Raw genomic sequence first — 23,963 nt, 5'->3', positions numbered from 1 at the left:
GTTGACTTTTGGCACGCTGTTGAGTTCTCAAGGAACGGACGCTTCCTTCGTACTCACCCTCTCGGGCTTTCCTCCGGGCGCTTCCCTTCGGTGTTTCCGACTCTATCAGATCCTTTCGGCGTCTGATTCCCAGTCAGAGGGGTTTGTCTTTCCGGCTGTTGGGCCGTTCCGACGAGTGAGACTTTAGCGGACTCCCTGCCTCCCGCGCTAATCGGGGCGGCTGCGTCCTTTCGAACGCGGATTCCTCATTTCGTAAATACGCATGCCAATGAAACAACGGCCGACGGATCGACGGCAGTCGAGCAGTGGTTGGTACTTGCGGAATGGCTGTCCGGGGACCGACCGGAGTCGGCGCTCACGTCGGACAACTCGGAGAACACTACGGATCGGGCCTGGGCGTGTCAACTCGCCTCCGGGCCGCACCCGGGAGGCGTAGTCTGAGGGCATGACCACGCGTACGTGTACCCAGTTCTGGTGGGCCGCCTGACGGCGGCCGCGCTCACGTATGCACTCAACGGCCGCCGCCTCGGCGGCCGTTTTCGTATCTCCTCCGGATCTCCGAGGGGCGGCCGTCCGGGACGGCGGCCCGAACGGAGAGGGAGTAGAGATGACACGGGTCTTCAGTGGGATCCAGCCGACCGGGCACCTGACGCTGGGGAACTACCTGGGCGCCATGCGGCGGTGGGCCGAGGCCGACCAGTACCAGGCTGACGCGCTGTTCTGCGTCGTAGATCTGCACGCGCTGACCGTGGAGCACGATCCGGCGCGGGTGCGAAGGCTCAGTCGGCAGGCGGCGACCCTGCTGCTCGCGTCGGGGCTGGACCCCGCGTTGTGCACGCTCTTCGTGCAGAGCCATGTGGACGAGCACGCGCGGCTGTCGTACCTGCTGGAGTGCGTGGCCACCGACGGCGAGATGCGGCGGATGATCCAGTACAAGGAGAAGGCGGCCAAGGAGGCCGCGCGGGGCAGAAGCGTGCGGGTGTCGCTGCTGACGTATCCGGTGCTGATGGCGGCGGACATCCTGGCGTACGGGACGGACGACGTGCCCGTCGGGGAGGACCAGGCGCAGCACGTGGAGCTGGCGCGGGATCTGGCGGTGCGGTTCAACCAGCGGTACGGGCACACCTTCAGGGTTCCGCGGGCGACGCTTCCGGAGGTCGCCGCGCGCGTGATGAACCTTCAGGAGCCGACGCGGAAGATGGGGAAGTCCGACGAGTCGGGGCTCGGGGTCGTCTATCTGCTGGACGAGCCGGACGTGGTGCGCAAGAAGATCATGCGTGCGGTGACCGACAGCGGCCGGGACGTCGTCTACGACCGTGCCGAGCGGCCCGGGCTCGCGAATCTGCTGGAGATCCTCGCGGCGTGCACGGGTGGGAACCCGGAGGCCCTGGCCGGTGTATATGAGTCGTACGGCGCCTTGAAGAAGGACACCGCAGAGGCCGTGGTCGAACTTCTCAGGCCCGTACAGGAGAGGCACAGTGCGCTGTGCGCCGATCCTGGCCATGTGGAGGGGGTGCTGCGGGATGGTGCGGAGAAGGCTCGGGCGATGGCCCGGCCGACCGTGGATGCCGCTTATCACGCGATCGGGTTGCTGCCGGCTGCTTCTGATACGGGTCCGTCCGGCGCCGGTGCGTCCGAGGCCGGCGCGGTCGATACCGGTGCCGTGCTGAACGCCGCGCGGTAGGCGCGTGGGCTGACGGCGAGGCGCGATGCGAAGTGCTGGCGCATCGTGACCTCGCTGCCGAAGCCGGCGCGGCGGGCGACCTCGGGCATCGGCAGGTCGGTGCGTTCGAGGAGTTTCTGGGCTGCGGCGATGCGCTGGTCGAGGAGCCAGCGGAGGGGGGAGGTGCCGGTCTCCGCGGTGAAGTGGCGGGCGAAGCTGCGTGGCGACATGCCCGCGAGGTCGGCCAGGTCGGCGACCGTGAGCGGTTCGTGGAGGTGGCGCAGGGCGTGCTCGCGTACGGCAGCGAGGGCGTCGGCGTCGCGGTCCGCGCGAGGGGTGGGGTGCTCGATGAACTGTGCCTGGCTGCCGGTGCGGAAGGGCGCGGTGACCATCGACCGGGCGATGGTGGCCGCCGCCTCGGCGCCGTGGGCCTGGCGGACGAGGTGGAGACAGAGGTCGATGCCGGCTGCCGTGCCCGCGGCGGTCCAGATGTTGTCGTCCTCGATGAACAGGGCGTCGGGGACGACGGTGACCTGGGGGTGGTGTGCGCGGAGGAGGTCGATCAGGTTCCAGTGGGTGATGGCGCGGCGGCCGTCGAGGAGGCCGGCCTGAGCGAGGGTGAAGGCGCCCCCGCACAGAGCCGCGATGGGGGTGCCGCGGGTGTGTGCGCGGCGCAGGGCTTCAAGGACGGGGGTGGGTGCGGGAGTGAGGTGGTCGTCGAGGCCCGGGATCACGATCAGGTCGGCGCGGGACAGCCAGGTGAGGGTGCGGTCCGGGTGGAGGGCCATGCCTCCGCGCATGGGGACGGGGGTGGTGTCGGCGGCGACGCGGCGCAGGTCGAAGGCGGGGGCGCCGCGGTCGGTGCGGTCCGTTCCCCAGACCTCCGTGATGACGGAGACGTCGAAGGCGCGGATACCGGGGAAGGCGACGAGGGCGACGCTGTAGGCGTTCTTCGCTGCTTTCCCCATGGCTGGCAGTAAACCATCGATCGCTGTCTTCTGGCCCTCTGGGGCGAGCGTGCTCCCGGCGGCAGGATCGAAGGCATGGAGATCGCAGAGAACGCAGCGCTGGTGGTCGTGGACGTGCAGAAGGGCTTCGAGGAGACCGACTTCTGGGGGCCGCGGAACAACCTGGGGGCCGATGACAACATCGCTTCGCTGATCGACGTGTGGCAGTCGACGGGGCGGCCGGTCGTGTTCGTACGGCACGACTCGCTGAAGCCCGGGTCGCCGCTGCGGCCGGGATACGAGGGGAACGACTTCAAGGAGTACGTGCAGGAGCGGCGCGGAAAGGGGACCGAGGGGACCGAGCTGTTCGTGACGAAGACGGTGAACTCGGCGTTCTACGGCACACCCGATCTGGACACCTGGCTGAAGGCGGAAGGGATCTCGCAGGTCGTCCTGGCCGGGATCCAGACCAACATGTGCGTGGAGACGACGGCCCGGATGGGCGGGAATCTGGGGTACGGCGTGGTGGTCGCGTACGACGCGACGTACACGTTCGACCTGGAGGGACCGTTCGGCTGGCGGCGGACCGCGGACGAGGTCGCGCAGGCGGCGGCGGTGTCGTTGCACGGGGGCGGCTTCGCGCGGGTGGTGACCACGAAGGAGGTGGTGGACGCGGCGGCCGCGTGAACGGCCGCCCCCGGTCGGGCGGGTGGGTCAGTCCTTCTTGCCGGAGGCCAGTTCGCGGCTGCGGTCGCGGGCGGCCTCGAGGGCGGCGATGAGGGCGGCTCGTACGCCGTGGTTCTCCAGTTCGCGGATGGCGTTGATGGTGGTGCCCGCGGGGGACGTCACGTTCTCGCGGAGCTTGACCGGGTGTTCGCCGCTGTCGCGGAGCATGGTCGCGGCGCCGATTGCGGACTGGACGATCAGGTCGTGGGCCTTGTCGCGGGGCAGGCCGAGCAGGATGCCGGCGTCCGTCATGGCTTCGACCAGGTAGAAGAAGTACGCCGGGCCGGAGCCGGAGAGGGCGGTGCAGGCGTCCTGCTGGGACTCGGGGACCCGGAGCGTCTTGCCGACGGCGCCGAAGATCTCCTCGGCGTGGGCGAGGTGTTCGGCGGTGGCGTGGGTGCCGGCCGAGATGACGGACATCGCCTCGTCGACGAGGGCGGGGGTGTTCGTCATGACGCGGACGACCGGGGTGCCGGAGGCCAGGCGCTCTTCGAAGAAGGAGGTGGGGATGCCGGCGGCGCCGCTGATGATCAGGCGGTCGGCGGGCAGGTGCGGGGCGAGCTCGTCGAGGAGGGCGCCCATGTCCTGCGGCTTGACCGTGAGGATCAGGGTGTCGGCGGTCTTGGCGGCCTCCTGGTTGCTGACCGGGGAGACTCCGTAGCGGGTTCGGAGTTCGTCGGCACGTTCCTGGCGCCGGGCGGTGACCAGGAGGTCCGACGGGGCCCAGCCGGCGCGGATCATTCCGCTGAGCAGGGCTTCGCCGATCTTGCCGGTGCCGAGGACTGCGACTTTCTGGGTCATGGCGGGGTGCCCTCCGGGGGTTGCGTCGTCCGGGTTCATCCTCGCATCGGGGGTGGTCGGGCGGCTCGGGTGTCCGGTGGGCGGGATGTCGGCGGCGCTCCGCCCCGGAGTCGGCGATCCCGCCCTGTGAGCTGCTGCTCCCCGGACCCGGTTCAGGCCGTCCTGCGCCTCAGGGTGGCCGCGCCCAGGCCCAGGACCAGGAGGGCGCTGCCGGCGACGATCAGGACGTCGCGCACGAAGGTGGCGGTCATGTCGGTGTGCCTGAGGACCTCGTTCATGCCGTCGACGGCGTAGGACATGGGGAGGACGTTGGAGATGGCCTCCAGGGCGGGGTGCATGTTGGAGCGGGGGGTGAAGAGGCCGCAGAGGAGGAGCTGGGGGAAGATCACGGCCGGCATGAACTGGACCGCCTGGAATTCCGAGGACGCGAAGGCCGAGACGAAGAGGCCGAGCGCGGTGCCGAGGAGGGCGTCCAGAAGCGCGACCAGGAGGAGCAGCCAGGGGCTGCCGACGACGTCCAGACCCAGGAACCAGACCGCGAGGCCGGTGGCGAGGGCGGACTGGATGATCGCGATGGTGCCGAAGGCGATGGCGTAGCCGGCGATCAGGTCGCCCTTGCCGAGCGGCATGGCGAGGAGGCGTTCGAGGGTGCCGGAGGTGCGTTCGCGCAGGGTGGCGATGGAGGTGACCAGGAACATCGTGATCAGCGGGAAGATGCCGAGGAGCGAGGCGCCGATGTTGTCGAAGGTCTGCGGGCTGCCGTCGAAGACGTAGCGCAGCAGGAACAGCATCAGGCAGGGGATCACGATCATCAGCGCGATGGTGCGCGGGTCGTGCCGGAGCTGGCGCAGGACGCGGGCCGCCGTGGCGTTGGTCCGGGAGGCGTTGAGGGCGCGGGGCGCGGCCGGCGCCGGCCGGGTGCCGCTCGTGGGCGTCGTGGCGGTCATCGGGAGGTCTCCTTCTCGCGGGCGGCGGCGGCCGCCTCGTCGACCAGGTGCAGGAAGGCCGCCTCGACCGTTTCGGAGCCGGTGCGGGTGCGCAGGGCGTCGGGGGTGTCGTCGGCGAGGATCTCGCCCTCGCGCATCAGGAGCAGGCGGTGGCAGCGCTCGGCCTCGTCCATGACGTGGGAGGAGATGAGGAGGGTCGCTCCGCGTTCGGCGGCGATGGAGTGGAAGAGGTTCCACAGGTCGCGGCGCAGGACCGGGTCGAGGCCGACCGTCGGTTCGTCGAGGACCAGGAGTTCCGGGGTGCCGAGGAGGGCGACCGCCAGGGAGACCCGGCTGCGCTGGCCGCCGGAGAGATTGGCGGCGAGGGCGTCGGCGTGGCTGTTCATGTCGACGTCGGTGAGGACGCGGTCGACCTCCCGGCGGCGGTCGGTGGTGGTGCGTTCGGGGTCGAGGATCGCCGCGAAGTAGTCGAGGTTCTGGCGCACCGTCAGGTCGTTGTAGACGGAGGGGGCCTGGGTGACGTAGCCGATGCGGGTGCGCAGGGTGGGGTGGCCCGCCGGGCTCCCCAGGACCTCCAGCGTGCCGGTGACCTTGGCCTGGGTGCCGACGACCGCGCGCATCAGCGTCGACTTGCCGCAGCCGGACGGGCCGAGCAGTCCGGTGATCTGGCCGCGCGGGACGGCGAAGTCGAGGCCACGCAGGACGGTGCGGGGGCCGCGGACGACGGTGAGGCCTTCGGCCCGGATGGCGGGAACGGCGCCGGCCGCGGGCTCGAACCCGGCCGCGGGCTCGCCGGGTTGGCCCGGAGAGTAATTCATCATGTGATGAATAATGCTCTTGGGTGGGGGTGGCGTCAAGCGGTGGTGGGGGGTGTGGGGCGTGCAGCGGGTGGAGGGTGTGTGGGTGGGTGGATGGCGGTCCGCGGGGCGGGGCGGACCGCCGCGCCCGGTCAGGCGGCCTTGGCCACCAGGAGTTCGACGACGTACGTCTCCTCGACGATTCCGTCGGGGAAGACCGTCAGCAGGTGGGCGCGCTCCTCGGTGAGGAAGACGCTCGCGCTCTCCTCGCCCTGGACCAGGAAGATCGAGTGGCTGCCGATGTTGGCGAGGTGGGTGTCGACGGGGACCTGGCGGCTCCAGCGCACCCGACGATGGGTGAACTCCAGGCGGCCGCTGGGGTCGGCGAGTGCGGTGCGGACACCGCTGCCGTTGCGGTCGACGACGCCGTCTGCACCGAAGTGACGTCCCATCCGGGTCGTCTGCGCGTCGATCCACGGGACGTCGAGGGCGCTCGTGTTCCACCACAGCGCGAGCGCGCCGCCCGGCCGCAGCACGCGCAGGGCCTCGGGCACCGAACGGTCGGTGTCGGTCCAGTGCCAGGCCTGGGCATAGGTGAGGAGGTCGGCGGAGTCGGTGGCGAGGGGGAGCTCGTTGCCGCTGCCCCGGACGATCGGGATGTCGAGGTGGGCGCGGCGGAACTCGGCCGCCATGCCCTCACCGGGCTCCACGGCGACGACGTCCGCGCCTCGGGCGGCCAGGAGTGCGGTCGAGATACCGGTGCCGGCACCGATGTCCGCGACCCGGGCGCCGGCGAGGGGGCGACCGGACAGTTCCTCGATCACGTCGAAGAGGGCCGGCGGGTAGGAGGGGCGGTTCGCGGCGTACTGGGCTGCGGCGGCGTTGAAGGAGTGGGCGCGGGCGGTGTGTGAGGAGGCCGTCATACGGCCATGGTGAACCTGCTGCGTGCAAGGGGCAGCAAATTTTCGGTGCGGAGGGAGCGCGGCTGGTGGATCGGCAGGTCAGCCGTGGCGGCGCTTCTTCGACGGGTTGCCCGAGCGGCGGGTATTGCGCTTCTCGTGCCGCTTGAGGGCCGCCTCGTACTCCTCGCGGTGGAGTTTCTCGCCGGGCGCCTCGGTGAGGGAGCGGAAGAAGTAGGCGAGGAGGGAGCCGACGAAACCGATGGCCAGCAGGCCGCGGAGCGATGCCTGGCGGTCGGGGTCGGGGCGGCGGGTGAAGGCGTCCCAGGTGGTGCGGAAGGCCAGTGCGCTGCAGATCGCGAACATCGCGACCACCAGGACGGTGACGAAGGCGCCGGTGTCGGCGATCTGGAGTCCCTGGTAGGCGAACCGGAGCACGAGGCAGGAGACGACGGCGGCGACGAAGGAGCCGGCGGTCGCGCCGATCCGGCGCAGGGTGTAGCCGTTGCCGTGGTCGACCCAGGTGGTGCCGAAGAGGCGCAGAGGTTCCGGGTGGGGGGCAGGGGAGCCCGCGGGGGTCGCCGGGGTGCCGTTTTCGTCGCTCACGGGACGATTATGGCTCCGGGGCGGGGGCGGGCTCCCTGCCGGGAGGGGTGTCAGGAGGAGCAGCGGTCGGCCACGTGGCCGTCGCTGCCGGTGTGGACGTAGGAATCCGAGACGAACTGGCCGTTGCTGATGTTGTCCCAGATCGTCGAGGTGCCGTAGTAGCCGGACACCGATGTTCCGGGCGTCTGGCAGTAGATCGGGACCTTCGTGCCCTCGGGCAGGACCCGCACGATGCTGTAACTGGTGCCGGGGCCGTCGCGCACGTTGAGCCGGACGCCGGGCGCGACGTCGTAGTAACGGACCGTCGCGGCGTTCGCGGTGGCCGCGGAGCCGATCACCATGAGGAGGGCGCCGGCGGCGCCCGTGAGCAGGACGGATCTGCGCCTTCGGGATGTCATGTCGGTCCTCGGAGTGTCGTGGGTCAGCCGCAGCGCGAGGCCACGTAGCCGTCGCTGCCGGTGTGGACGTAGGAATCCGAGACGTACTCGCCGTCGTCGATGTTGTCCCAGATCTTCGACGTGCCGTACGGGCCGGTCACCGTGGTGCCCGGCGTCTGGCAGAAGATCGGGACGCGGGAGCCCTCGGGCAGGACCCGCACGATCTGGTAGTTGGTGCCGGGCCCCCTGCGGACGTTGAGGCGGACGCCCGGAGCGACCGGATACGTCTGCACGGACGCGGTCCCGGCGAGGGACTCGCCCGCGACGGCCGTCTGCGTGACGGTCCCCTCCCCCGTCTCGCCGCCTTCGGTCGATTCGACGCGGTCAACAGACATGAAAAACCTCCCCCGTTGGTCCCCATGACTGCCATGGGGTCCCGTTGATTCCCCTAAAACACGCCATGAAACACATGTACGTAACTCGCACGCGGAGACTAGCAAGCCGCCTCTGTCTCACGCGCCACATCGACTAGGCTCCGAGCGTCGCGCGCGCGGACGAACAGCACGGGGGTGGTCCCATGGCGCCACAGGGAAACACCGGAGCGGGCGCGGAAGCGGAACTTCCCGAGTACGCCGGTCACTACCGCCTTGAGTCATGCCTCGGCTCCGGCGGCATGGGGGTGGTGCACCTCGCCCGCAGCACCTCGGGGATGAAGCTCGCGGTCAAGGTCGTGCATGCCGAGTTCGCCAAGGACCCCGAGTTCAGGGGGCGTTTCCGGCAGGAGGTGGCCGCCGCGCGGCGGGTGAGCGGCGCCTTCACCGCCCCGGTCGTCGACGCCGACCCGGAGGCCGAACGGCCCTGGATGGCCACGCAGTTCATACCCGGTCCGACGCTCTCCGAGCATGTGAAGCGGAACGGGCCGATGGCTCCGGCCGAGTTGCGCCGGCTGATGGCCGGACTGGCCGAGGCGCTGCGCGACATCCACCGGGTCGGGGTGGTGCACCGGGACCTCAAGCCGAGCAACGTGCTGCTCGCCGACGACGGGCCGAGGGTCATCGACTTCGGCATCTCTCGGCCAAAGGACAGTGAACTGCGCACCGAGACGGGGAAGTTGATCGGAACTCCCCCGTTCATGGCGCCCGAGCAGTTCCGGCGTCCCCGGGAGGTCGGGCCCGCGGCCGACGTCTTCGCGCTCGGGTCGGTGCTGGTGCACGCGGCGACGGGGCGGGGGCCGTTCGACTCCGACAGTCCGTACGTCGTCGCCTACCAGGTCGTGCACGACGAGCCGGATCTGACCGGCGTACCGGAGAATCTCGCGCCGCTGATGCTGCGGTGCCTCGCCAAGGAGCCCGAGGACCGGCCGACGCCCGACGAACTCATGCGGGAACTGCGGTCGGTGGCGGCCTCGTACGACACGCAGGCCTTCATACCGGCGCAGCGGACGGGGGACGTGCCGAGATCCGAGCCGCGTGAACCCGAGTCGGATGAACCCGGGAAGCGGCGGGCCGGAGGGCTCGGTGGCAAGAGGGCGGCGCTGGCGGCGCTCGCGCTCGTCCTCGTCGCCTCGGGAGCGCTCGTCTCGGCCCGGCTGCTCGGTGGGGACGGAGGCGGCGACACCTCGTCCCGCGGCGGCAACTCGCCCACTGCGGAAGCCGAGTTCCGTGCCTGGGTGTCGAAGCCCGTGGCGGCCGGCGGGGGCATGCCGCATTGTTCGTACGGCGCCGAGGAACTCGTCTGCGGACAGGCCGGCGTGGTCTTCGCCCTCGACCCGGCCGACGGCAGTCTGTTGTGGCGGCACTCTGACGGCACGTCGTCGCGGAGCAGACCGCCGCAGGTCGCGGCCGGGCTCGTGCAGCCTCTGCCCGACGACGCCCGGCGCCTCGTCGCCCTCGACCCCTCGTCCGGCAAGGAACGCTGGCAGGGAACCGGGTCCGCCTACAGCGGACTGCAGCGTGCGGGCGGCATGCTCCTGCTCACCGGCGCCGACGGAACCGTCACCGGCGTGGACGGCGCCTCGGGCACGACGAAGTGGAAGCACCGCATCCCCGGCCAGAGCAGCCCGCAGTTCGCGGCGTTCGACGGCAGCCCGCTGGCCTACGCGGCGAACACGACCGACGACTTGCACACCGTGGTCACCGCCGTGGATCCGGTCACGGGCGACGTGCGCTGGGACGCGCGGTTGAAGGGGGAACTCAAGCCGGTGGGAGCCGCGGGCGGTTCGGTCTACTTCCTCGCCGGCGACGACGCCTCCGGCGGCACGAAGGCCGTCGTCCGCTACACGCCGGGCTCCAAGACGGTGCGCCGGATGCCACTGCCCGTCCCGCGCTACGGAGTGCGCGCCTGCGTGTACGGCGACGTCGTCTACCTGGTTGCCGGCGGCGGCTCCCTGGACGCCGTCGACCTCGGCGCGCGCAGGCAGCTGTGGCACCTCGAGACATCCGTGAGCCGCGGCTCCGCCCCCGCCGCCGACGGCTCGCGGGTGTACGTCACCGCCGCCGACGGACGGCTGCTCGCCGTCGACGCCCGCAAGGGCACGCTCCTCGGGCAGACCAAGCCCCGGCTCGGGAGCAACTCCGGTGTGGTGATCGGCTCCCTGCCCCAGCCCGTCCTCGCCCACTCCCACATCTACGCCACCGCCCCCGACGGCACCGTCTTCTCCGTCGACGCTCGGGATCCCGCCGGTTGGTGACAGGCGGAAGGGGCCGCCCCCGGAGGAGCGGCCCCTTCGGGAAGCAGGGGGTCAGCCGAGCTTCGACACGTCCCGGACCGCGCCCTTGTCCGCGCTGGTCGCCATCGCGGCGTAGGCGCGCAGGGCCGCAGAGACCTTGCGCTCGCGGTTCTTGGGGGCGTAGACGCCGCCCAACGCGGCCTCGCGGCGGGCCAGTTCGGCGTCGTCGACCAGGAGGTCGATCGTGCGGTTGGGGATGTCGATGCGGATGCGGTCGCCGTCCTCGACGAGGGCGATGGTGCCGCCGCCCGCCGCCTCCGGGGAGGCGTGGCCGATGGAGAGGCCCGAAGTGCCGCCGGAGAAGCGGCCGTCGGTGACCAGGGCGCAGGCCTTTCCGAGGCCCCGGCCCTTCAGGTACGAGGTCGGGTAGAGCATCTCCTGCATGCCGGGGCCGCCCTTGGGGCCCTCGTAGCGGATGACGACCACGTCGCCCTCCTTGACCTGCTGGGTGAGGATCTTCTGGACGGCCTCCTCCTGCGACTCGCAGACGACCGCCGGGCCCTCGAAGGTCCAGATCGACTCGTCGACGCCGGCCGTCTTCACCACGCAGCCGTCGACGGCGAGGTTGCCCTTGAGGACGGCGAGGCCGCCGTCCTTGGAATACGCGTGCTCGGCGCTGCGGATGCAGCCCTCGGCCGCGTCCTCGTCCAGCGCCTCCCAGCGCTCCGACTGGGAGAAGGCCTCGGCCGAGCGGACGCAGCCCGGGGCCGCGTGCCACAGCTCCACCGCCTCCTGGGAGGGGGAGCCGCCGCGGACGTCCCAGGTCTTCAGCCAGTCCGCGAGGGAGGGGCTGTGGACCGCGTGCACGTCCTCGTTCAGCAGGCCCGCGCGGTGCAGTTCGCCGAGCAGGGCCGGGATGCCGCCGGCGCGGTGCACGTCCTCCATGTAGTACGTGCGGTTCTTGGCGACGTTCGGGGCGACCTTCGCCAGGCAGGGCACGCGGCGCGAGACCGCGTCGATCTCCGCCAGGCCGAAGGGGACCTCCGCCTCCTGGGCCGCGGCCAGCAGGTGCAGGATCGTGTTGGTCGAGCCGCCCATCGCGATGTCCAGCGCCATCGCGTTCTCGAACGCGGCGAAGGTAGCGACCGAGCGGGGCAGGACCGTGTCGTCGTCCTGCTCGTAGTAGCGGCGCGTGATGTCCATGACCGTACGGGCCGCGTCGACGTAGAGCTGCTTGCGGGCCGTGTGGGTCGCGAGGACCGAGCCGTTGCCGGGCAGGGAGAGGCCGATGGCCTCGGTCAGGCAGTTCATCGAGTTGGCGGTGAACATGCCGGAACAGCTGCCGCAGGTCGGACAGGCGTTCTCCTCGATGCGGAGGATGTCCTCGTCCGAGATCTTGTCGTTCACGGCGTCGGAGATCGCGTCGACCAGGTCGAGCGTGCGGACCGTGCCGTCGACGAGCGTGGCGCGGCCGGACTCCATCGGGCCGCCGGAGACGAAGACCGTCGGGATGTTCAGGCGCAGGGCCGCGTTCAGCATGCCCGGGGTGATCTTGTCGCAGTTGGAGATGCAGACCAGGGCGTCGGCGCAGTGGGCCTCGACCATGTACTCCACGCTGTCCGCGATCAGGTCGCGGGAGGGCAGGCTGTAGAGCATGCCGCCGTGGCCCATCGCGATGCCGTCGTCCACGGCGATGGTGTTGAACTCGCGCGGGATGCCGCCGGCCTCCACGATCGCCTCGCTGACGATCCGGCCGACCGGCTGCAGGTGGGTGTGGCCGGGCACGAACTCCGTGAACGAGTTGGCGACCGCGATGATCGGCTTACGCCCGATGTCCGCACCGGGTACACCGGAGGCGCGCATAAGGGCGCGTGCGCCCGCCATGTTGCGGCCGTGGGTGACTGTGCGGGACCTCAGCTCGGGCATCGTCGCTCGCTCCTTCAGACAGATAGGGCTGCTAACGAGGTTACGCCCGTCATCCAGGGGTCGGGACGCAGTGTCCGCAATACGGGACGTACGTCTCGGGCGCCAGGGCGGCGCCGAAGATTGCCGGACCCTGCTGACAGGGGTCCGGAAGCCGCCGCACAGGACTCACGGACCGGTCAGATGTCCCTGCACCACCGGCGCCACCCGCGCGATCACCTGCTCGATGTCCGCCGACACCAGCGGCTCCACCTTGATCACGTACCGCAGCATCGCGCACCCCACGAGCTGTGCGGCGGCCAGCTCCGCGCGCAGTTCCGCGTCCGGCAGGTCCAGCTGGGCGGCGATACGGCGCAGCAGCTGGGAGGCGATCAGGCGGCGGAAGACGGCGGCCGCCGCCTCGTTGTTGACGGCGGAGCGCACGATCGCCAGCAGGGGCGTACGGGTGGTGGGGTTCTCCCAGACGCCGAAGATGAAGCGGGTCAGCCGCTCGCCGACCTCGGCGGCCGGGCCGTCGGCGAGCGCCGCCGGCGCGTCCAGCGCGGGCGCGAAGGCGACCTCGATGGCGGACTCGAAGACCTGCTCCTTGGTGCCGAAGTAGTGGTGCACCAGCGCGGAGTCCACGCCGGCCGCCTTCGCGATGCCGCGCACCGACGTCTTCTCGTAACCCCGTTCGGAGAACTCCTCGCGGGCGACGGCGAGGATGCGGTCGCGGGTGTCGACCGACTCCGTACGACGAGGCCGGCCCCGGCGACGGGAGGCGGTGTCGGTCATGGCCGGGGCACCTTCACCGCGGAGGCGAGGTGGAGCCGGGTGAAGGCCAGGGCCTCCGCCAGATCGGCCTCGCGTTCGGCGCCGGACATCGCGCGCCGGGTGTTGACCTCGATGACGACGTGGCCGTCGAAGCCGGTCAGGGCGAGCCGCTCCAGCAGCTCGGCGCAGGGCTGGTTGCCGCGCCCCGGGACCAGGTGCTCGTCCTTCGCCGAGCCCCGGCCGTCGGCCAGATGGACATGACCGAGGCGGTCGCCCATGCGGTCGATCATGTGCATCGCGTCGACCCGGGCGGTCGCACTGTGGCTGAGATCGATCGTGAAGTGGCGGTAGTCCTCCTTCGTCACGTCCCAGTCGGGGGCGTACGCGAGCATCTCGCGGTCGCGGTAGCGCCAGGGGTACATGTTCTCGACGGCGAACCGCACGTCCGTCTCGTCCGCCATGCGCCAGATCCCGGAGACGAAGTCGCGGGCGTACTGGCGCTGCCACCGGAAGGGCGGGTGCACGACGACCGTGCTCGCCCCGAGCTTCTCGGCCGCCGCCCGGGCGCGCTGGAGCTTGACCCAGGGGTCCGTCGACCACACCCGCTGCGTGATGAGCAGGCAGGGGGCGTGGACGGCCAGGATCGGGATCTGGTGGTAGTCGCTGAGTCTGCGCAGCGCCTCGATGTCCTGGCTGACCGGGTCGGTCCACACCATGACCTCGACTCCGTCGTACCCGAGGCGCGCGGCGATCTCGAAGGCCGTCGCCGTGGATTCTGGGTACACCGAGGCCGTGGACAGCGCGACCTTCGCATCCGGGATGCGCACGACTGGCTCCGCCATGCTGGACAGGTTACGGGTTGGGATCGGCCGCCGTGTTGCGCCTATGCGTCGTTGTGGACTTCGCCACTGGCGGGTGCGGTTTCGGGACTGGTTGCTCACGCGGTTCCCCGCGCCCCCGGGGGCGCTACACCGACCCCATGTGGTCCAGGCGGCGCAGGATGACGCCCTCGCGCAGGGCCCAGGGGCAGACCTCGAGCTTGTCCACCTCGAACAGGTCCATGGCACCCTCGGCGACCAGGGCGCCGGCGAGCAGCTGGCCCGCGCGGCCCTCGGAGACGCCCGGGAGTTCGGCGCGCTGGGCCACCGTCATGCCGGCCAGCCTCGGGACCCACGCCTCCAGGGACTCCCGCTTCAGCTCCCGCTGGACGTAGAGGCCCTCGGTGGAGCGGGCGGCGCCGGCGATGCGGGCCAGCTGCTTGAAGGTCTTGGAGGTGGCGACCACGTGGTCGGGGGTGCCGAAGCGGGTGAACTCGCCCACCGTGCGGGCGATCTGGGCCCGGACGTGGCGGCGCAGCGCCCGTATCGAGTCCGGGGCGGGCGGGTCGCCGGGGAGCCAGCCCGCGGTGAGCCGGCCGGCGCCGAGCGGCAGGGAGACCGCGGCGTCGGGCTCCTCGTCGATGCCGTAGGCGATCTCCAGGGAGCCGCCGCCGATGTCCAGGACGAGCAGCTTGCCCGCGGACCAGCCGAACCAGCGGCGGGCGGCGAGGAAGGTCAGCCGCGCCTCCTCCGCGCCGGTGAGGACCTGCAGTTCCACGCCGGTCTCCTCGCGCACGCGCGCGAGGACGTCGTCGGCGTTGCTGGCCTCGCGCACGGCGGAGGTGGCGAAGGGGAGGACGTCCTCGACGCCCTTGTCCTCGGCGGCCTGGAGGCACTCGTGGACGACGTCGACCAGCTTCCCGATGCCGTCGGAGTCGATGGCCCCGCTGTCGTCGAGGAGCTGGGCGAGGCGCAGTTCCGCCTTGTGCGAGTGCGCGGGCAGCGGGCGCGCGCCGGGGTGTGCATCCACCACCAGCAGATGCACCGTGTTCGATCCCACGTCGAGGACACCGAGTCTCATGTACGGAACGCTACTGCCAGCTGGGCGGTCCTCCGTATGGGATGGGGCCTGTGGAGCCGTAGGCTGGTTCCGTGCCAAAGACGAAAACGGCGAAGAAGGACAAGTCCGCCAAGGGGTCTTCGAAGGTGAAGCCGTCGGCGACGACGAAGAAGTCGAAGAAGGACCTGGAGGCCGACGAGCAGGGCCTCGACTTCGCGCGCGCATGGGTGGAATTCCCTGATCCGGCGGACGACGAGCAGGTCTTCCGATGCGATCTGACATGGCTGACCTCTCGCTGGAACTGCATCTTCGGCAGCGGCTGCCAGGGCATCCAGGCCGGCCGCGCGGACGACGGGTGCTGCACGCTCGGTGCCCACTTCTCCGACGAGGACGACGAGAAGCGCGTCGCCGGGCATGTGGCGAGGCTCACGCCGGAGATCTGGCAGCACCATGACGAGGGCATGGAGCACGGCTGGGTCTCCGAGGACGAGGACGGCGACCGCCAGACCCGTCCCTTCCAGGGCTCCTGCATCTTCCAGAACCGGCCCGGCTTCGCGGGCGGCGCGGGCTGCTCGCTGCACATCCTGGCCCTCAGGGAGGGCCGCGAACCGCTCGAGACGAAGCCGGACGTCTGCTGGCAGCTGCCGGTCAGGCGGACCTACGACTGGATCGACCGGCCCGACGACACCCGGGTGCTCCAGGTGTCGATCGGCGAGTACGACCGCCGGGGCTGGGGCCCGGGCGGCCATGACCTGCACTGGTGGTGCACGTCGGCGACCTCGGCGCACGGCGCGGGCGACCCGGTCTACGTGTCCTACCGGCCGGAGCTGATCGAGCTGATGGGCAAGGCGGGCTACGACCGCCTGGTCGAGCTGTGCGAGGAGCGGCTGGCCTCGCAGCTGCCCCTGCTGGCACCGCACCCGGCCGACCCGGCGCCGTGACACCGCTCTCCCCCTGAACCGGCGCCCGTCCGGGCCCGCGCTCACGACGTCGAGGGACTCGGGCCGCCGCTGTCGGTGGGCGGCGGCGTCGAGCTCGTCGGCGCGGTCGGGGTCGGGTCGCCGGGCGTGGGGTCCGGGGAGGTCGACGACGGCGGCGGGCTCGACGGCGGGTCGGAGGGCGTCGGGCTGCTCGGCGTCGGGTCCGGGTCCGGCGAGGACGGCGGGTCCGAGGGGCTGGTCGGGTCCGGGCTGCCCGGGCCGGGGGCGTTGCCGTAGCCCTCGATGGAGACGACGGCGCCGGCCGGTGAGACGGCCACCTTCGCGCTCCACGGGCCGGACGGCTCGCGCAGGTGGTCGACGTACACCTTGATCGTCAACGAGTCGCCGGGCGCGAGCGTTCCCGACGACTGGCTCAGATAGAGCCAGGAGGCGCCCGTGGACGCCGACCAGCGCACCGGTGAGGATCCGGTCGCGGTGAGGGTGACGAGCGTGGTGTCGCCGTGGTGGCCGGCCGAGACGTCGAGGCTTCCGGAACCTTTCCTCCCGGCGCCGGCGACGCTGACGACCTCCACGGAGACGTCCGGGTCGCTGCCCGTGCCGAAGCGTCCGCCGGGGGTGCTGCTGGCGTTGCCGGCGTTCTCGTAGCCGCCGCCCGCCGCCTCGCCGCCCAGGCTCTCGGGGCCGTGCGCCTCACTGGCGGTGGGGTAGCGGCCGTCGGGGCTCGCGTCGGCGGGTGAGCCGCGGTAGGCGGCCCACAGGGCGAGGACGGGGGCCGCCACGACCGTCGCCACGACCGTCGTGGTGACGGCACGCGCGCGGATGCGGTCCCGGCGGGCGGCCCGGTCCTTGGGGTCCATCGGGAATCCGCGCCTGTCGAAGCGCGGAAGAGCGGCGCCACGCGCGCGTGCGTGGTGCGCGATCGCCACGTGCAGGGCCGCGCGGGGCGCCTCCAGGACGGGGAGTTCGGCGGGCGTGACCATCGCGCCGGGCCAGCGGCCGGGGATCGCGCGCTCGGCGCTGCGGCGGCAGCGCGGGCAGTCGTCGACGTGCCGCACGAGTTCCTTGCGCAGGGCCGAGCTGAGCACCAGCTGGTTGTCCCCGGTGAGGCGGGCCACCCCCGGGCAGCCGCCGGCCTCGACGACGGCGAGGGCCGCACGCGTGCGCTCGACCTCGCAGGCCGCGGAGGCGAGCAACTCGCGGGCGGCGGCGAGGTCGAGGCCGAGCACGGCGGCGACCTCGTGGGCGGCCAGGTGGTGGCGCACGGCGAGTTCGAGCGCCTCGCGCTGCTCCGGGGTGGTGCCGGCGGCCTCCGGCCAGGCGAGCAGGGCGAGTTCGCGGCGGCGCTGCTCCTGGACCTCCTCGGCGACGGGAGGCTCACCGGGGTGCTGCCGCTCGGAGGCGGCACGGCCCGCCGCGTGGGTGCCCTGACGTTTCTGCTTGGCCTCGGCCAGCTTGCGCAGACAGGACCAGCGGGCCAGCGCGTACAGCCACGGCCGGCGGTCCCCCGTCGCCTCCGGGCCACGGCGCCGCTCGGCGAGCGCGAGGGCATCGCCGAGGGCGGCGGTCGCCGCGTCGTGGTCGCACAGCACCGACAGGCAGTAGGTGAACAGGCCGTCGAGATACGGCTCGTAGCGCGCGGGCGGACGCTGAGCCAGCGTGCGGGCCGCTGCGCGGTCGCGGGCCTCCCGGCGCGCCCGGTGTGCGCCGGTGGTGCGGGTCGGGGTCTCCGGACTGCTGCTCATCATCCGTGGACCGTAGGCGGCTCGGGATGGCCCCTTCTTCCCCCTTGAGGACATTTAATCCGTACGGGTGAAACGATCCCTCAATCGGGTACAGGAACGATTCGTTCCGTGGCCGGTTACTGACGGCGGTGGCCGGTTCGCGGTGCGAGCGGGGGCGGCCGTCCGAGGGGAACACGTCGCACCGTCCGGCGTTGTCAGTGGCCTCGGTTACGGTTCTCGACATGGCTGCCCGTACCAAGACCGCCAAGGACCGCCCGTCCTACCGCTGCACCGAGTGCGGCTGGCAGACGGCCAAGTGGCTCGGTCGCTGCCCCGAGTGCCAGGCCTGGGGGACGATCGACGAGTACGGCACGCCCGCGGTGCGTACGACCACCCCGGGCCGTGTGACCACTTCCGCCGTGCCCATCGGCCAGGTCGACGGCCGGCAGGCCACCGCCCGCTCGACCGGCGTGCCCGAGCTGGACCGGGTCCTCGGCGGCGGACTCGTGCCCGGCGCGGTCGTGCTCCTCGCGGGCGAACCCGGCGTCGGCAAGTCGACGCTGCTGCTGGACGTGGCGGCCAAGTCGGCGAGCGACGAGCACCCGACGCTGTACGTCACGGGTGAGGAGTCGGCGAGCCAGGTCCGGCTGCGCGCCGACCGCATCAAGGCCCTCGACGACCATCTGTACCTCGCCGCCGAGACCGATCTGTCCGCGGTGCTGGGCCACTTGGACGCGGTGAAGCCCTCGCTGCTCATCCTCGACTCGGTGCAGACGGTCGCCTCCCCGGAGATCGACGGCGCCCCGGGCGGCATGGCGCAGGTGCGCGAGGTCGCCGGCGCGCTCATCCGCGCCTCCAAGGATCGCGGCATGTCCACGCTGCTCGTGGGCCACGTCACCAAGGACGGCGCCATCGCCGGCCCCCGCCTCCTCGAACACCTCGTCGACGTCGTCCTGAGCTTCGAGGGCGACCGGCACGCGCGCCTGCGCCTCGTACGAGGCGTCAAGAACCGCTACGGCGCCACGGACGAGGTCGGCTGCTTCGAACTGCACGACGAGGGCATCACGGGCCTCGCCGACCCGAGCGGACTTTTCCTGACCAGACGTGACGAACCGGTCCCCGGTACCTGTCTGACGGTCACGCTGGAGGGGCGCCGCCCGCTGGTCGCCGAGGTCCAGGCGCTCACCGTCGACTCCCAGATCCCCTCCCCGCGCCGGACGACCTCGGGCCTGGAGACCTCCCGCGTCTCGATGATGCTCGCCGTCCTGGAGCAGCGCGGCCGGATCAGCGCGCTCGGCAAGCGGGACATCTACTCGGCGACGGTCGGCGGGGTGAAGCTGTCCGAGCCCGCCGCCGACCTCGCCGTCGCCCTCGCGCTGGCGTCGGCCGCGAGCGACACCCCGCTGCCCAAGAACCTCGTCGCGATCGGCGAGGTCGGCCTTGCGGGCGAGGTCAGACGGGTCACGGGCGTCCAGCGCCGGCTCGCCGAGGCGCACCGTCTGGGCTTCACGCACGCCCTCGTTCCGGGCGACCCCGGCAAGATCCCTGCAGGGATGAAGGTCCTGGAAGTCGCCGACATAGGGGACGCCCTGAGAGTCCTTCCGCGCTCCCGTCGCCGAGAGGCCCCACGGGACGAGGAGGACCGCCGGTAGACTTTGCCCTGGTCTCGCCCGTCCGTACGAACAGAATGTGCGACATGGGGGCGCCCAGAACCTGCGACCGGAGGAGTGCAGTGGCAGCCAACGACCGGGCAGCAGCTCCCGGAAAATCCGGTGGGAGTTCCGGTGCCGATGGCCTGATGCGCGCCTCACTGAGCGCCGTGGCTCCCGGCACGGCACTGCGCGACGGGCTCGAGCGGGTACTCCGTGGCAACACCGGTGGTCTCGTCGTGCTCGGCTTCGACAAGACGGTCGAACCCATGTGCACCGGCGGTTTCGTGCTGGACGTCGAGTTCACGGCCACCCGCCTGCGCGAGCTGTGCAAGCTCGACGGCGGCATCGTGCTGAACTCCGACCTGTCGAAGATCCTGCGGGCGGGCGTGCAGTTCCTGCCCGACGCGACGATCCCGACCGAGGAGACCGGCACCCGGCACCGCACGGCGGACCGGGTGAGCAAGCAGGTCGGCTTCCCGGTCGTCTCGGTGTCGCAGTCCATGCGCCTGATCGCCCTCTACGTCGACGGCCAGCGCAAGGTTCTGGAGGACTCCGCGGCGATCCTGTCCCGCGCCAACCAGGCCCTCGCGACCCTGGAGCGCTACAAGCTCCGCCTGGACGAGGTGGCGGGCACGCTGTCGGCCCTGGAGATCGAGGACCTGGTGACGGTCCGCGACGTCTCTGCGGTGGCCCAGCGGCTGGAGATGGTGCGCCGCATCGCCACCGAAATCGCCGAATACGTGGTCGAACTGGGCACCGACGGGCGTCTGCTGGCCCTGCAGCTGGACGAGTTGATCGCGGGTGTGGAGCCCGAGCGCGAGCTGGTGGTCCGGGACTACGTCCCCGAGCCGACGGCGAAGCGCTCCCGCACGGTCGACGAGGCGCTCTACGAACTCGACGCGCTCACCCACGCCGAGCTGCTCGAACTGCCCACGGTGGCGAGGGCGTTGGGCTACACCGGATCGCCGGAGACGCTGGACTCGGCGGTCTCGCCGCGCGGGTTCCGCCTGCTGGCCAAGGTGCCGCGCCTGCCGGGCGCGATCATCGACCGGCTGGTGGAGCACTTCGGCGGCCTGCAGAAGCTGCTCGCCGCGAGCGTCGACGACCTCCAGACGGTCGACGGCGTCGGCGAGGCCCGCGCCCGCAGCGTCCGCGAGGGCCTGTCCCGCCTCGCGGAATCCTCAATCCTCGAACGCTACGTCTGAGCGAGTCTGAGCGAACCCGGGTCCCGCAACCTCTGCCAGGACCGGCAACCGGACCCTCAGTCCGCCTTCAGCAAGAACGACGTCTGGGCCTTGGTGTAGCCCGGGGCCGTGGCCTCCACCAGGTACGTGCCGGGCTTGGCGGAGCCCGCCGGGGGCGTGGCGCACTTCGGGGCGCTCGGCTTGCGGTCCCACTTCACCGTGTAGGTGATGCCGGTCTTCGCAGGAGCCCGGAACACCAGGCTGCCGGAGCCCTTGGGGCAGTCGGCGGAGGACCAGAAGTCGTCGTCGCTGCCGGCCTGCGTAATCGTCAACACCGCGCTCTTCGGCCCCAGATCGATCTTGCAGTCGTAGGGCGAGGTGTTCGCGGCGGTCAGCAGCAGCGTGGGCCTCTGGCCGGGCGAGTACGTGTTGTGCAGGCTGCGCACGCTCAACTTCACCGCGCTCGCAGTGCAGTTGGGGAGCGTGGAACCCGGCGCGAGGGTGTCGCCCCCGCCGACCCCGATGCTCGAACCGACACCGGCCGCACCGCCGCCACCCGCACCCTCGGTGCCCCCGGTCCCGGAACCGCCGCCGGCCGCGGACCCGCCACCGGAGCCCGAGCCGGAACCGCCCGACCCGGAACCGCCGGATGCGGACCCCGAACTGCCCCCGGAACCCGCCCCGCTGGAGTCTCCGCCGCTCGAATCGTCACGCCCGCCCGGCGCTTGGCTGATCGCGGGACCCGACCCCGACGGCCCCGCGGTGATCGTGGACGCGGGTCCCTTGCCGTTCGACCCGCCGTCCTTCTTGCCGCCGCCTCCGCCCGACATCACGATCCAGGTGATCAGCAGCGCCAACAGGGCGACCACAGACACGAGTACGGCCCTCCGGCGCCAGTAGATGGAGCGGGGGAGCGGTCCGACAGGATTGCGCAGAGATCCCACGGCGCAAACTGTACGAGAGATCGGCGCGTTCGCTTGCCGTACCCGCCGCCAGTTCCGCAACTTTTCCGGATCATCATCCCGGTCCCCACACCAACCCGTTCCGCACGACGCACCGCAGGCGGCACGACCGCCCAACCGCCCCTGGCCGTGGCAGGATCGGAAGGGCCATGACTGCGCCAACGAAGCCCCCGAACGACAGCCCCGCCGACGGCCCCCTCGGGCCCCCTCCCGGCGAGGACCTCCACTCCCCCGTCATCGACTGGTTCGAGGAGCATGCCCGGGACCTGCCGTGGCGGCTCCCGGAAGCCGGCGCCTGGGGGGTGATGGTCAGCGAGTTCATGCTGCAGCAGACACCCGTCAGCCGTGTGCTGCCCGTCTACGAGCAGTGGCTGACCCGCTGGCCCCGCCCCGCCGACCTGGCCAAGGAGGCGCCCGGCGAGGCGGTCCGCGCCTGGGGCCGGCTCGGCTACCCGCGCCGCGCGCTCCGGCTGCACGGCGCGGCCATGGCCATAACGGAGCGGCACGGCGGGGACGTACCGACCGACCACGCCCAGCTGCTCGCCCTGCCCGGCATCGGCGAGTACACGGCCGCCGCCGTGGCCTCCTTCGCGTACGGGCAGCGGCACGCGGTACTCGACACCAACGTCCGCCGGGTCTTCGCACGCGCCGTCACCGGTGCCCAGTACCCGCCGAACGCCACCACCGCCGCCGAACGCAAGCTGGCCCGCGCGCTGTTGCCCGAGGACGAGCGCACGGCCTCCCGCTGGGCCGCCGCCTCCATGGAGCTCGGCGCGCTCGTGTGCACCGCCAAGAACGAGTCCTGCCACCGCTGCCCCATCGCCGACAAGTGCGCCTGGCGGCTGGCGGGCAAGCCCGAGCACCAGGGGCCGCCACGGCGCGGTCAGACGTACGCGGGCACGGACCGGCAGGTGCGGGGCAAGCTGCTCGCCGTGCTGCGCGAGGCCCACGGCCCCGTGCCGCAGCCGGTGCTCGACCGTGTGTGGCACGAGCCGGTGCAGCGCGCGCGGGCGCTCGACGGACTCGTCTCGGACGGGCTCGTGGAGCCGCTTCCCGGTGGTTTGTATCGGCTCCCGTTGACGTAACCCCTCGTAACCTCACGCACATCACGACCCGCCCCCGACCAAATCCCCCCATAGCGCCGCACTTCGGTGCGCGTGTTTACCCCGTTCCTACGTCCGTTACACAACCGACGGACAGCCGATTGCCAGCCGCGCGCTGGCTCGCACAGCGCCGTGACAACGCCTCCGTAGCTTCATTGCCACAAGGAAGAGCCCGACGGCGAGGGGCCGGCGGGAACGGGGATCGGGAGGCGGTTCGACATGGCGCAGGGAGAGGTGCTCGAGTTCGAGGAGTACGTCCGCACCCGGCAGGACGCGCTGCTGCGCAGCGCGCGCCGGCTGGTCCCGGACCCGGTGGACGCGCAGGACCTGCTGCAGACGGCGCTGGTCCGCACGTACCACCGCTGGGACGGCATCGCGGACAAGCGCCTCGCCGACGCCTACCTGCGCCGCGTGATGATCAACACCCGTACCGAGTGGTGGCGGGCCCGCAAGCTGGAGGAGGTCCCGACCGAGCAGCTGCCGGACGCCTCGGTCGACGACTCCACCGAGCAGCACGCGGACCGCGCCCTGCTGATGGACATCATGAAGGTTCTGGCACCGAAGCAGCGCAGCGTCGTCGTCCTGCGACACTGGGAGCAGATGTCGACGGAGGAGACGGCCGCAGCCCTCGGCATGTCGGCCGGTACGGTCAAGAGCACGCTGCACCGGGCGCTCGCCCGGCTCCGTGAGGAGCTGGAGAGCCGCGATCTGGACGCACGCGCGCTGGAGCGTGGGGAGCAGGAGCGTTGCGCGGTCTGACGGACTCGGGCCGGGGGACCTTGCAGGCGGCGTTCACGGCGGTGGCCGTGCTCGCCGCCCTCGCCCTTTTCGTCTCCGCCTGTGCCACGGGCGGCACCGGCGCCCGTGACGAGGGCCCCGCACACGCGCCCTCCGACGCGGTGGCCGGCGCCGCCGTCTCGCCCACGCCCAGCTCCTCGAAGGCCCCCGCGCACGTGGACGCGGTCAAGCTGGTCAAGGACGACCCGTCGGTCTCGGCGGAGGTCAAGCGCGGCCTGAAGCCGTGCGTCGCCGACGAGTACCCGATCGACGTCTCCTACGGCGACCTGACCGGCGCTTCGGCCGACGACGTCGTGGTGAACGTGCTGACCTGCGGCGACGCGGTGGGGGTCGGCTCGTATGTGTATCGCCAGGAAGGGGGTCGGTACGAGAATGTGTTCCAGGCCGAGGAACCCCCGGTCTACGCGGAGATCGACCGCGGCGACCTGGTGGTGACCAAGCAGGTGTACGAGAAGGGTGACCCGGTGTCGAGTCCGTCCGGCGAGATCGTGACGACGTACAGCTGGACCGCGGGCCGCTTCGTGAAGCGGTTCAACACCCGCAACGACTACAGCAGCGCCGTCGGGGGCGGCGCGTCGCCGTCCTCGTGAACCGTTCGGGCCGCTCGGACCGATCCA

Annotated in this window: 23 protein-coding genes; 9 read left to right on the top strand and 14 right to left on the bottom strand. The window is 71.5% G+C overall.

Going from position 1 to position 23,963, the window contains the following annotated elements; genetic code table 11:
* Nucleotides 1-607: 607 nt before the first annotated feature.
* The gene (trpS, locus tag ACFU97_RS27815) at nucleotides 608-1,684 is read left to right on the top strand and encodes a tryptophan--tRNA ligase (RefSeq protein ID WP_384261681.1); all 1,077 of its coding nucleotides are present in this window, start codon (nucleotides 608-610) and stop codon (nucleotides 1,682-1,684) included.
* On the opposite strand, the gene ACFU97_RS27810 is transcribed toward trpS, so the two are convergent.
* The gene (locus ACFU97_RS27810; RefSeq protein ID WP_384261679.1) at nucleotides 1,576-2,631 is read right to left on the bottom strand and encodes a GlxA family transcriptional regulator; all 1,056 of its coding nucleotides are present in this window, start codon (nucleotides 2,629-2,631) and stop codon (nucleotides 1,576-1,578) included. The genes trpS and ACFU97_RS27810 overlap by 109 nt on opposite strands.
* Nucleotides 2,632-2,706: 75 nt before the next feature.
* Between ACFU97_RS27810 and ACFU97_RS27805 the strand changes: the two genes are divergently transcribed.
* Nucleotides 2,707-3,297 carry a cysteine hydrolase family protein gene (locus ACFU97_RS27805; RefSeq protein ID WP_384261675.1) on the top strand — a complete coding sequence of 197 codons (591 nt, stop codon included), beginning with the start codon at nucleotides 2,707-2,709 and terminating at the stop codon, nucleotides 3,295-3,297.
* 27 nt (nucleotides 3,298-3,324) lie between these two features.
* Here ACFU97_RS27805 and proC read toward each other — a convergent pair whose 3' ends face one another.
* From proC to ACFU97_RS27770, 7 genes are all read right to left on the bottom strand, one after another.
* Nucleotides 3,325-4,137, bottom strand: a complete 813-nt coding sequence (gene proC, locus ACFU97_RS27800) for a pyrroline-5-carboxylate reductase (protein ID WP_384261672.1) — start codon at nucleotides 4,135-4,137, stop codon at nucleotides 3,325-3,327.
* Nucleotides 4,138-4,289: 152 nt separating this feature from the next.
* Nucleotides 4,290-5,084 (bottom strand): ABC transporter permease, encoded by a 795-nt coding sequence (locus tag ACFU97_RS27795; RefSeq protein WP_384261668.1) that lies wholly within the window; start codon nucleotides 5,082-5,084, stop codon nucleotides 4,290-4,292.
* Nucleotides 5,081-5,905: an ABC transporter ATP-binding protein gene (locus ACFU97_RS27790; protein ID WP_384261666.1), complete on the bottom strand. Its 825-nt coding sequence runs from the start codon at nucleotides 5,903-5,905 to the stop codon at nucleotides 5,081-5,083. Before ACFU97_RS27790 ends, ACFU97_RS27795 begins: the two co-directional genes overlap by 4 nt.
* A 128-nt stretch (nucleotides 5,906-6,033) precedes the next feature.
* Nucleotides 6,034-6,804, bottom strand: a complete 771-nt coding sequence (locus ACFU97_RS27785; protein ID WP_384261663.1) for a class I SAM-dependent methyltransferase — start codon at nucleotides 6,802-6,804, stop codon at nucleotides 6,034-6,036.
* 78 nt (nucleotides 6,805-6,882) lie between these two features.
* Nucleotides 6,883-7,386 carry an EamA/RhaT family transporter gene (locus tag ACFU97_RS27780; protein WP_384261660.1) on the bottom strand — a complete coding sequence of 168 codons (504 nt, stop codon included), beginning with the start codon at nucleotides 7,384-7,386 and terminating at the stop codon, nucleotides 6,883-6,885.
* A gap of 50 nt (nucleotides 7,387-7,436) precedes the next feature.
* On the bottom strand, nucleotides 7,437-7,784 hold the full coding sequence (locus ACFU97_RS27775; protein WP_384261657.1) for an SH3 domain-containing protein: 348 nt from the start codon (nucleotides 7,782-7,784) through the stop codon (nucleotides 7,437-7,439).
* Between the two features lie 23 nt (nucleotides 7,785-7,807).
* Nucleotides 7,808-8,158, bottom strand: a complete 351-nt coding sequence (locus ACFU97_RS27770; protein ID WP_384261655.1) for an SH3 domain-containing protein — start codon at nucleotides 8,156-8,158, stop codon at nucleotides 7,808-7,810.
* Nucleotides 8,159-8,340: 182 nt separating this feature from the next.
* Here ACFU97_RS27770 and ACFU97_RS27765 point away from each other — a divergent pair, with 182 nt between their 5' ends.
* A complete protein-coding gene (locus ACFU97_RS27765) occupies nucleotides 8,341-10,452 on the top strand; it encodes a serine/threonine-protein kinase (protein ID WP_384261652.1) in 2,112 nt (703 codons plus the stop codon).
* Between the two features lie 51 nt (nucleotides 10,453-10,503).
* Here ACFU97_RS27765 and ilvD read toward each other — a convergent pair whose 3' ends face one another.
* The 4 genes from ilvD to ACFU97_RS27745 form a co-directional block, all read right to left on the bottom strand.
* A complete protein-coding gene (gene ilvD / locus ACFU97_RS27760; protein WP_384261649.1) occupies nucleotides 10,504-12,357 on the bottom strand; it encodes a dihydroxy-acid dehydratase in 1,854 nt (617 codons plus the stop codon).
* Nucleotides 12,358-12,522: 165 nt separating this feature from the next.
* The gene (locus tag ACFU97_RS27755; RefSeq protein WP_384261646.1) at nucleotides 12,523-13,128 is read right to left on the bottom strand and encodes a TetR family transcriptional regulator; all 606 of its coding nucleotides are present in this window, start codon (nucleotides 13,126-13,128) and stop codon (nucleotides 12,523-12,525) included.
* Nucleotides 13,125-13,949 carry a sugar phosphate isomerase/epimerase family protein gene (locus ACFU97_RS27750; RefSeq protein ID WP_384261643.1) on the bottom strand — a complete coding sequence of 275 codons (825 nt, stop codon included), beginning with the start codon at nucleotides 13,947-13,949 and terminating at the stop codon, nucleotides 13,125-13,127. Before ACFU97_RS27750 ends, ACFU97_RS27755 begins: the two co-directional genes overlap by 4 nt.
* Before the next feature lie 124 nt (nucleotides 13,950-14,073).
* Entirely contained in the window at nucleotides 14,074-15,006 is a 933-nt protein-coding gene (locus ACFU97_RS27745; RefSeq protein ID WP_384261639.1) for a Ppx/GppA family phosphatase, read from the bottom strand.
* Nucleotides 15,007-15,077: 71 nt separating this feature from the next.
* On the opposite strand from ACFU97_RS27745, the gene ACFU97_RS27740 reads away from it, so the two are divergent.
* Entirely contained in the window at nucleotides 15,078-15,926 is an 849-nt protein-coding gene (locus ACFU97_RS27740; protein WP_384261636.1) for a hypothetical protein, read from the top strand.
* Between the two features lie 41 nt (nucleotides 15,927-15,967).
* Here the strand turns inward: ACFU97_RS27740 and ACFU97_RS27735 are convergent, their stop codons facing one another.
* Complete coding sequence (locus ACFU97_RS27735) at nucleotides 15,968-17,671, bottom strand: hypothetical protein (protein ID WP_384261633.1); 1,704 nt, start codon at nucleotides 17,669-17,671, stop codon at nucleotides 15,968-15,970.
* A 218-nt stretch (nucleotides 17,672-17,889) separates the two neighbouring features.
* On the opposite strand from ACFU97_RS27735, the gene radA reads away from it, so the two are divergent.
* Both radA and disA read left to right on the top strand, forming a co-directional pair.
* Nucleotides 17,890-19,299, top strand: coding sequence for a DNA repair protein RadA (gene radA / locus ACFU97_RS27730; protein ID WP_384261630.1), 1,410 nt, complete (start codon nucleotides 17,890-17,892; stop codon nucleotides 19,297-19,299).
* 80 nt (nucleotides 19,300-19,379) lie between these two features.
* Nucleotides 19,380-20,504, top strand: a complete 1,125-nt coding sequence (disA, locus tag ACFU97_RS27725; protein ID WP_384261627.1) for a DNA integrity scanning diadenylate cyclase DisA — start codon at nucleotides 19,380-19,382, stop codon at nucleotides 20,502-20,504.
* A gap of 56 nt (nucleotides 20,505-20,560) precedes the next feature.
* On the opposite strand, the gene ACFU97_RS27720 is transcribed toward disA, so the two are convergent.
* Entirely contained in the window at nucleotides 20,561-21,427 is an 867-nt protein-coding gene (locus tag ACFU97_RS27720) for a hypothetical protein (RefSeq protein ID WP_384261624.1), read from the bottom strand.
* A gap of 167 nt (nucleotides 21,428-21,594) precedes the next feature.
* On the opposite strand from ACFU97_RS27720, the gene ACFU97_RS27715 reads away from it, so the two are divergent.
* The 3 genes from ACFU97_RS27715 to ACFU97_RS27705 all read left to right on the top strand — a co-directional run bounded on the left by ACFU97_RS27715 (nucleotide 21,595) and on the right by ACFU97_RS27705 (nucleotide 23,936).
* Nucleotides 21,595-22,530 (top strand): A/G-specific adenine glycosylase, encoded by a 936-nt coding sequence (locus ACFU97_RS27715; protein WP_384261621.1) that lies wholly within the window; start codon nucleotides 21,595-21,597, stop codon nucleotides 22,528-22,530.
* 237 nt (nucleotides 22,531-22,767) lie between these two features.
* A complete protein-coding gene (locus tag ACFU97_RS27710; RefSeq protein WP_108011029.1) occupies nucleotides 22,768-23,307 on the top strand; it encodes a SigE family RNA polymerase sigma factor in 540 nt (179 codons plus the stop codon).
* Nucleotides 23,295-23,936: a hypothetical protein gene (locus tag ACFU97_RS27705; protein ID WP_384261617.1), complete on the top strand. Its 642-nt coding sequence runs from the start codon at nucleotides 23,295-23,297 to the stop codon at nucleotides 23,934-23,936. Before ACFU97_RS27710 ends, ACFU97_RS27705 begins: the two co-directional genes overlap by 13 nt.
* The last annotated feature ends 27 nt before the right edge of the window (nucleotides 23,937-23,963 follow it).

The sequence above is a fragment of the Streptomyces sp. NPDC057616 genome (assembly GCF_042800575.1).
Taxonomy (GTDB): Bacteria; Actinomycetota; Actinomycetes; order Streptomycetales; family Streptomycetaceae; genus Streptomyces.
This window is presented reverse-complemented; position numbering and strand designations above follow the sequence as displayed.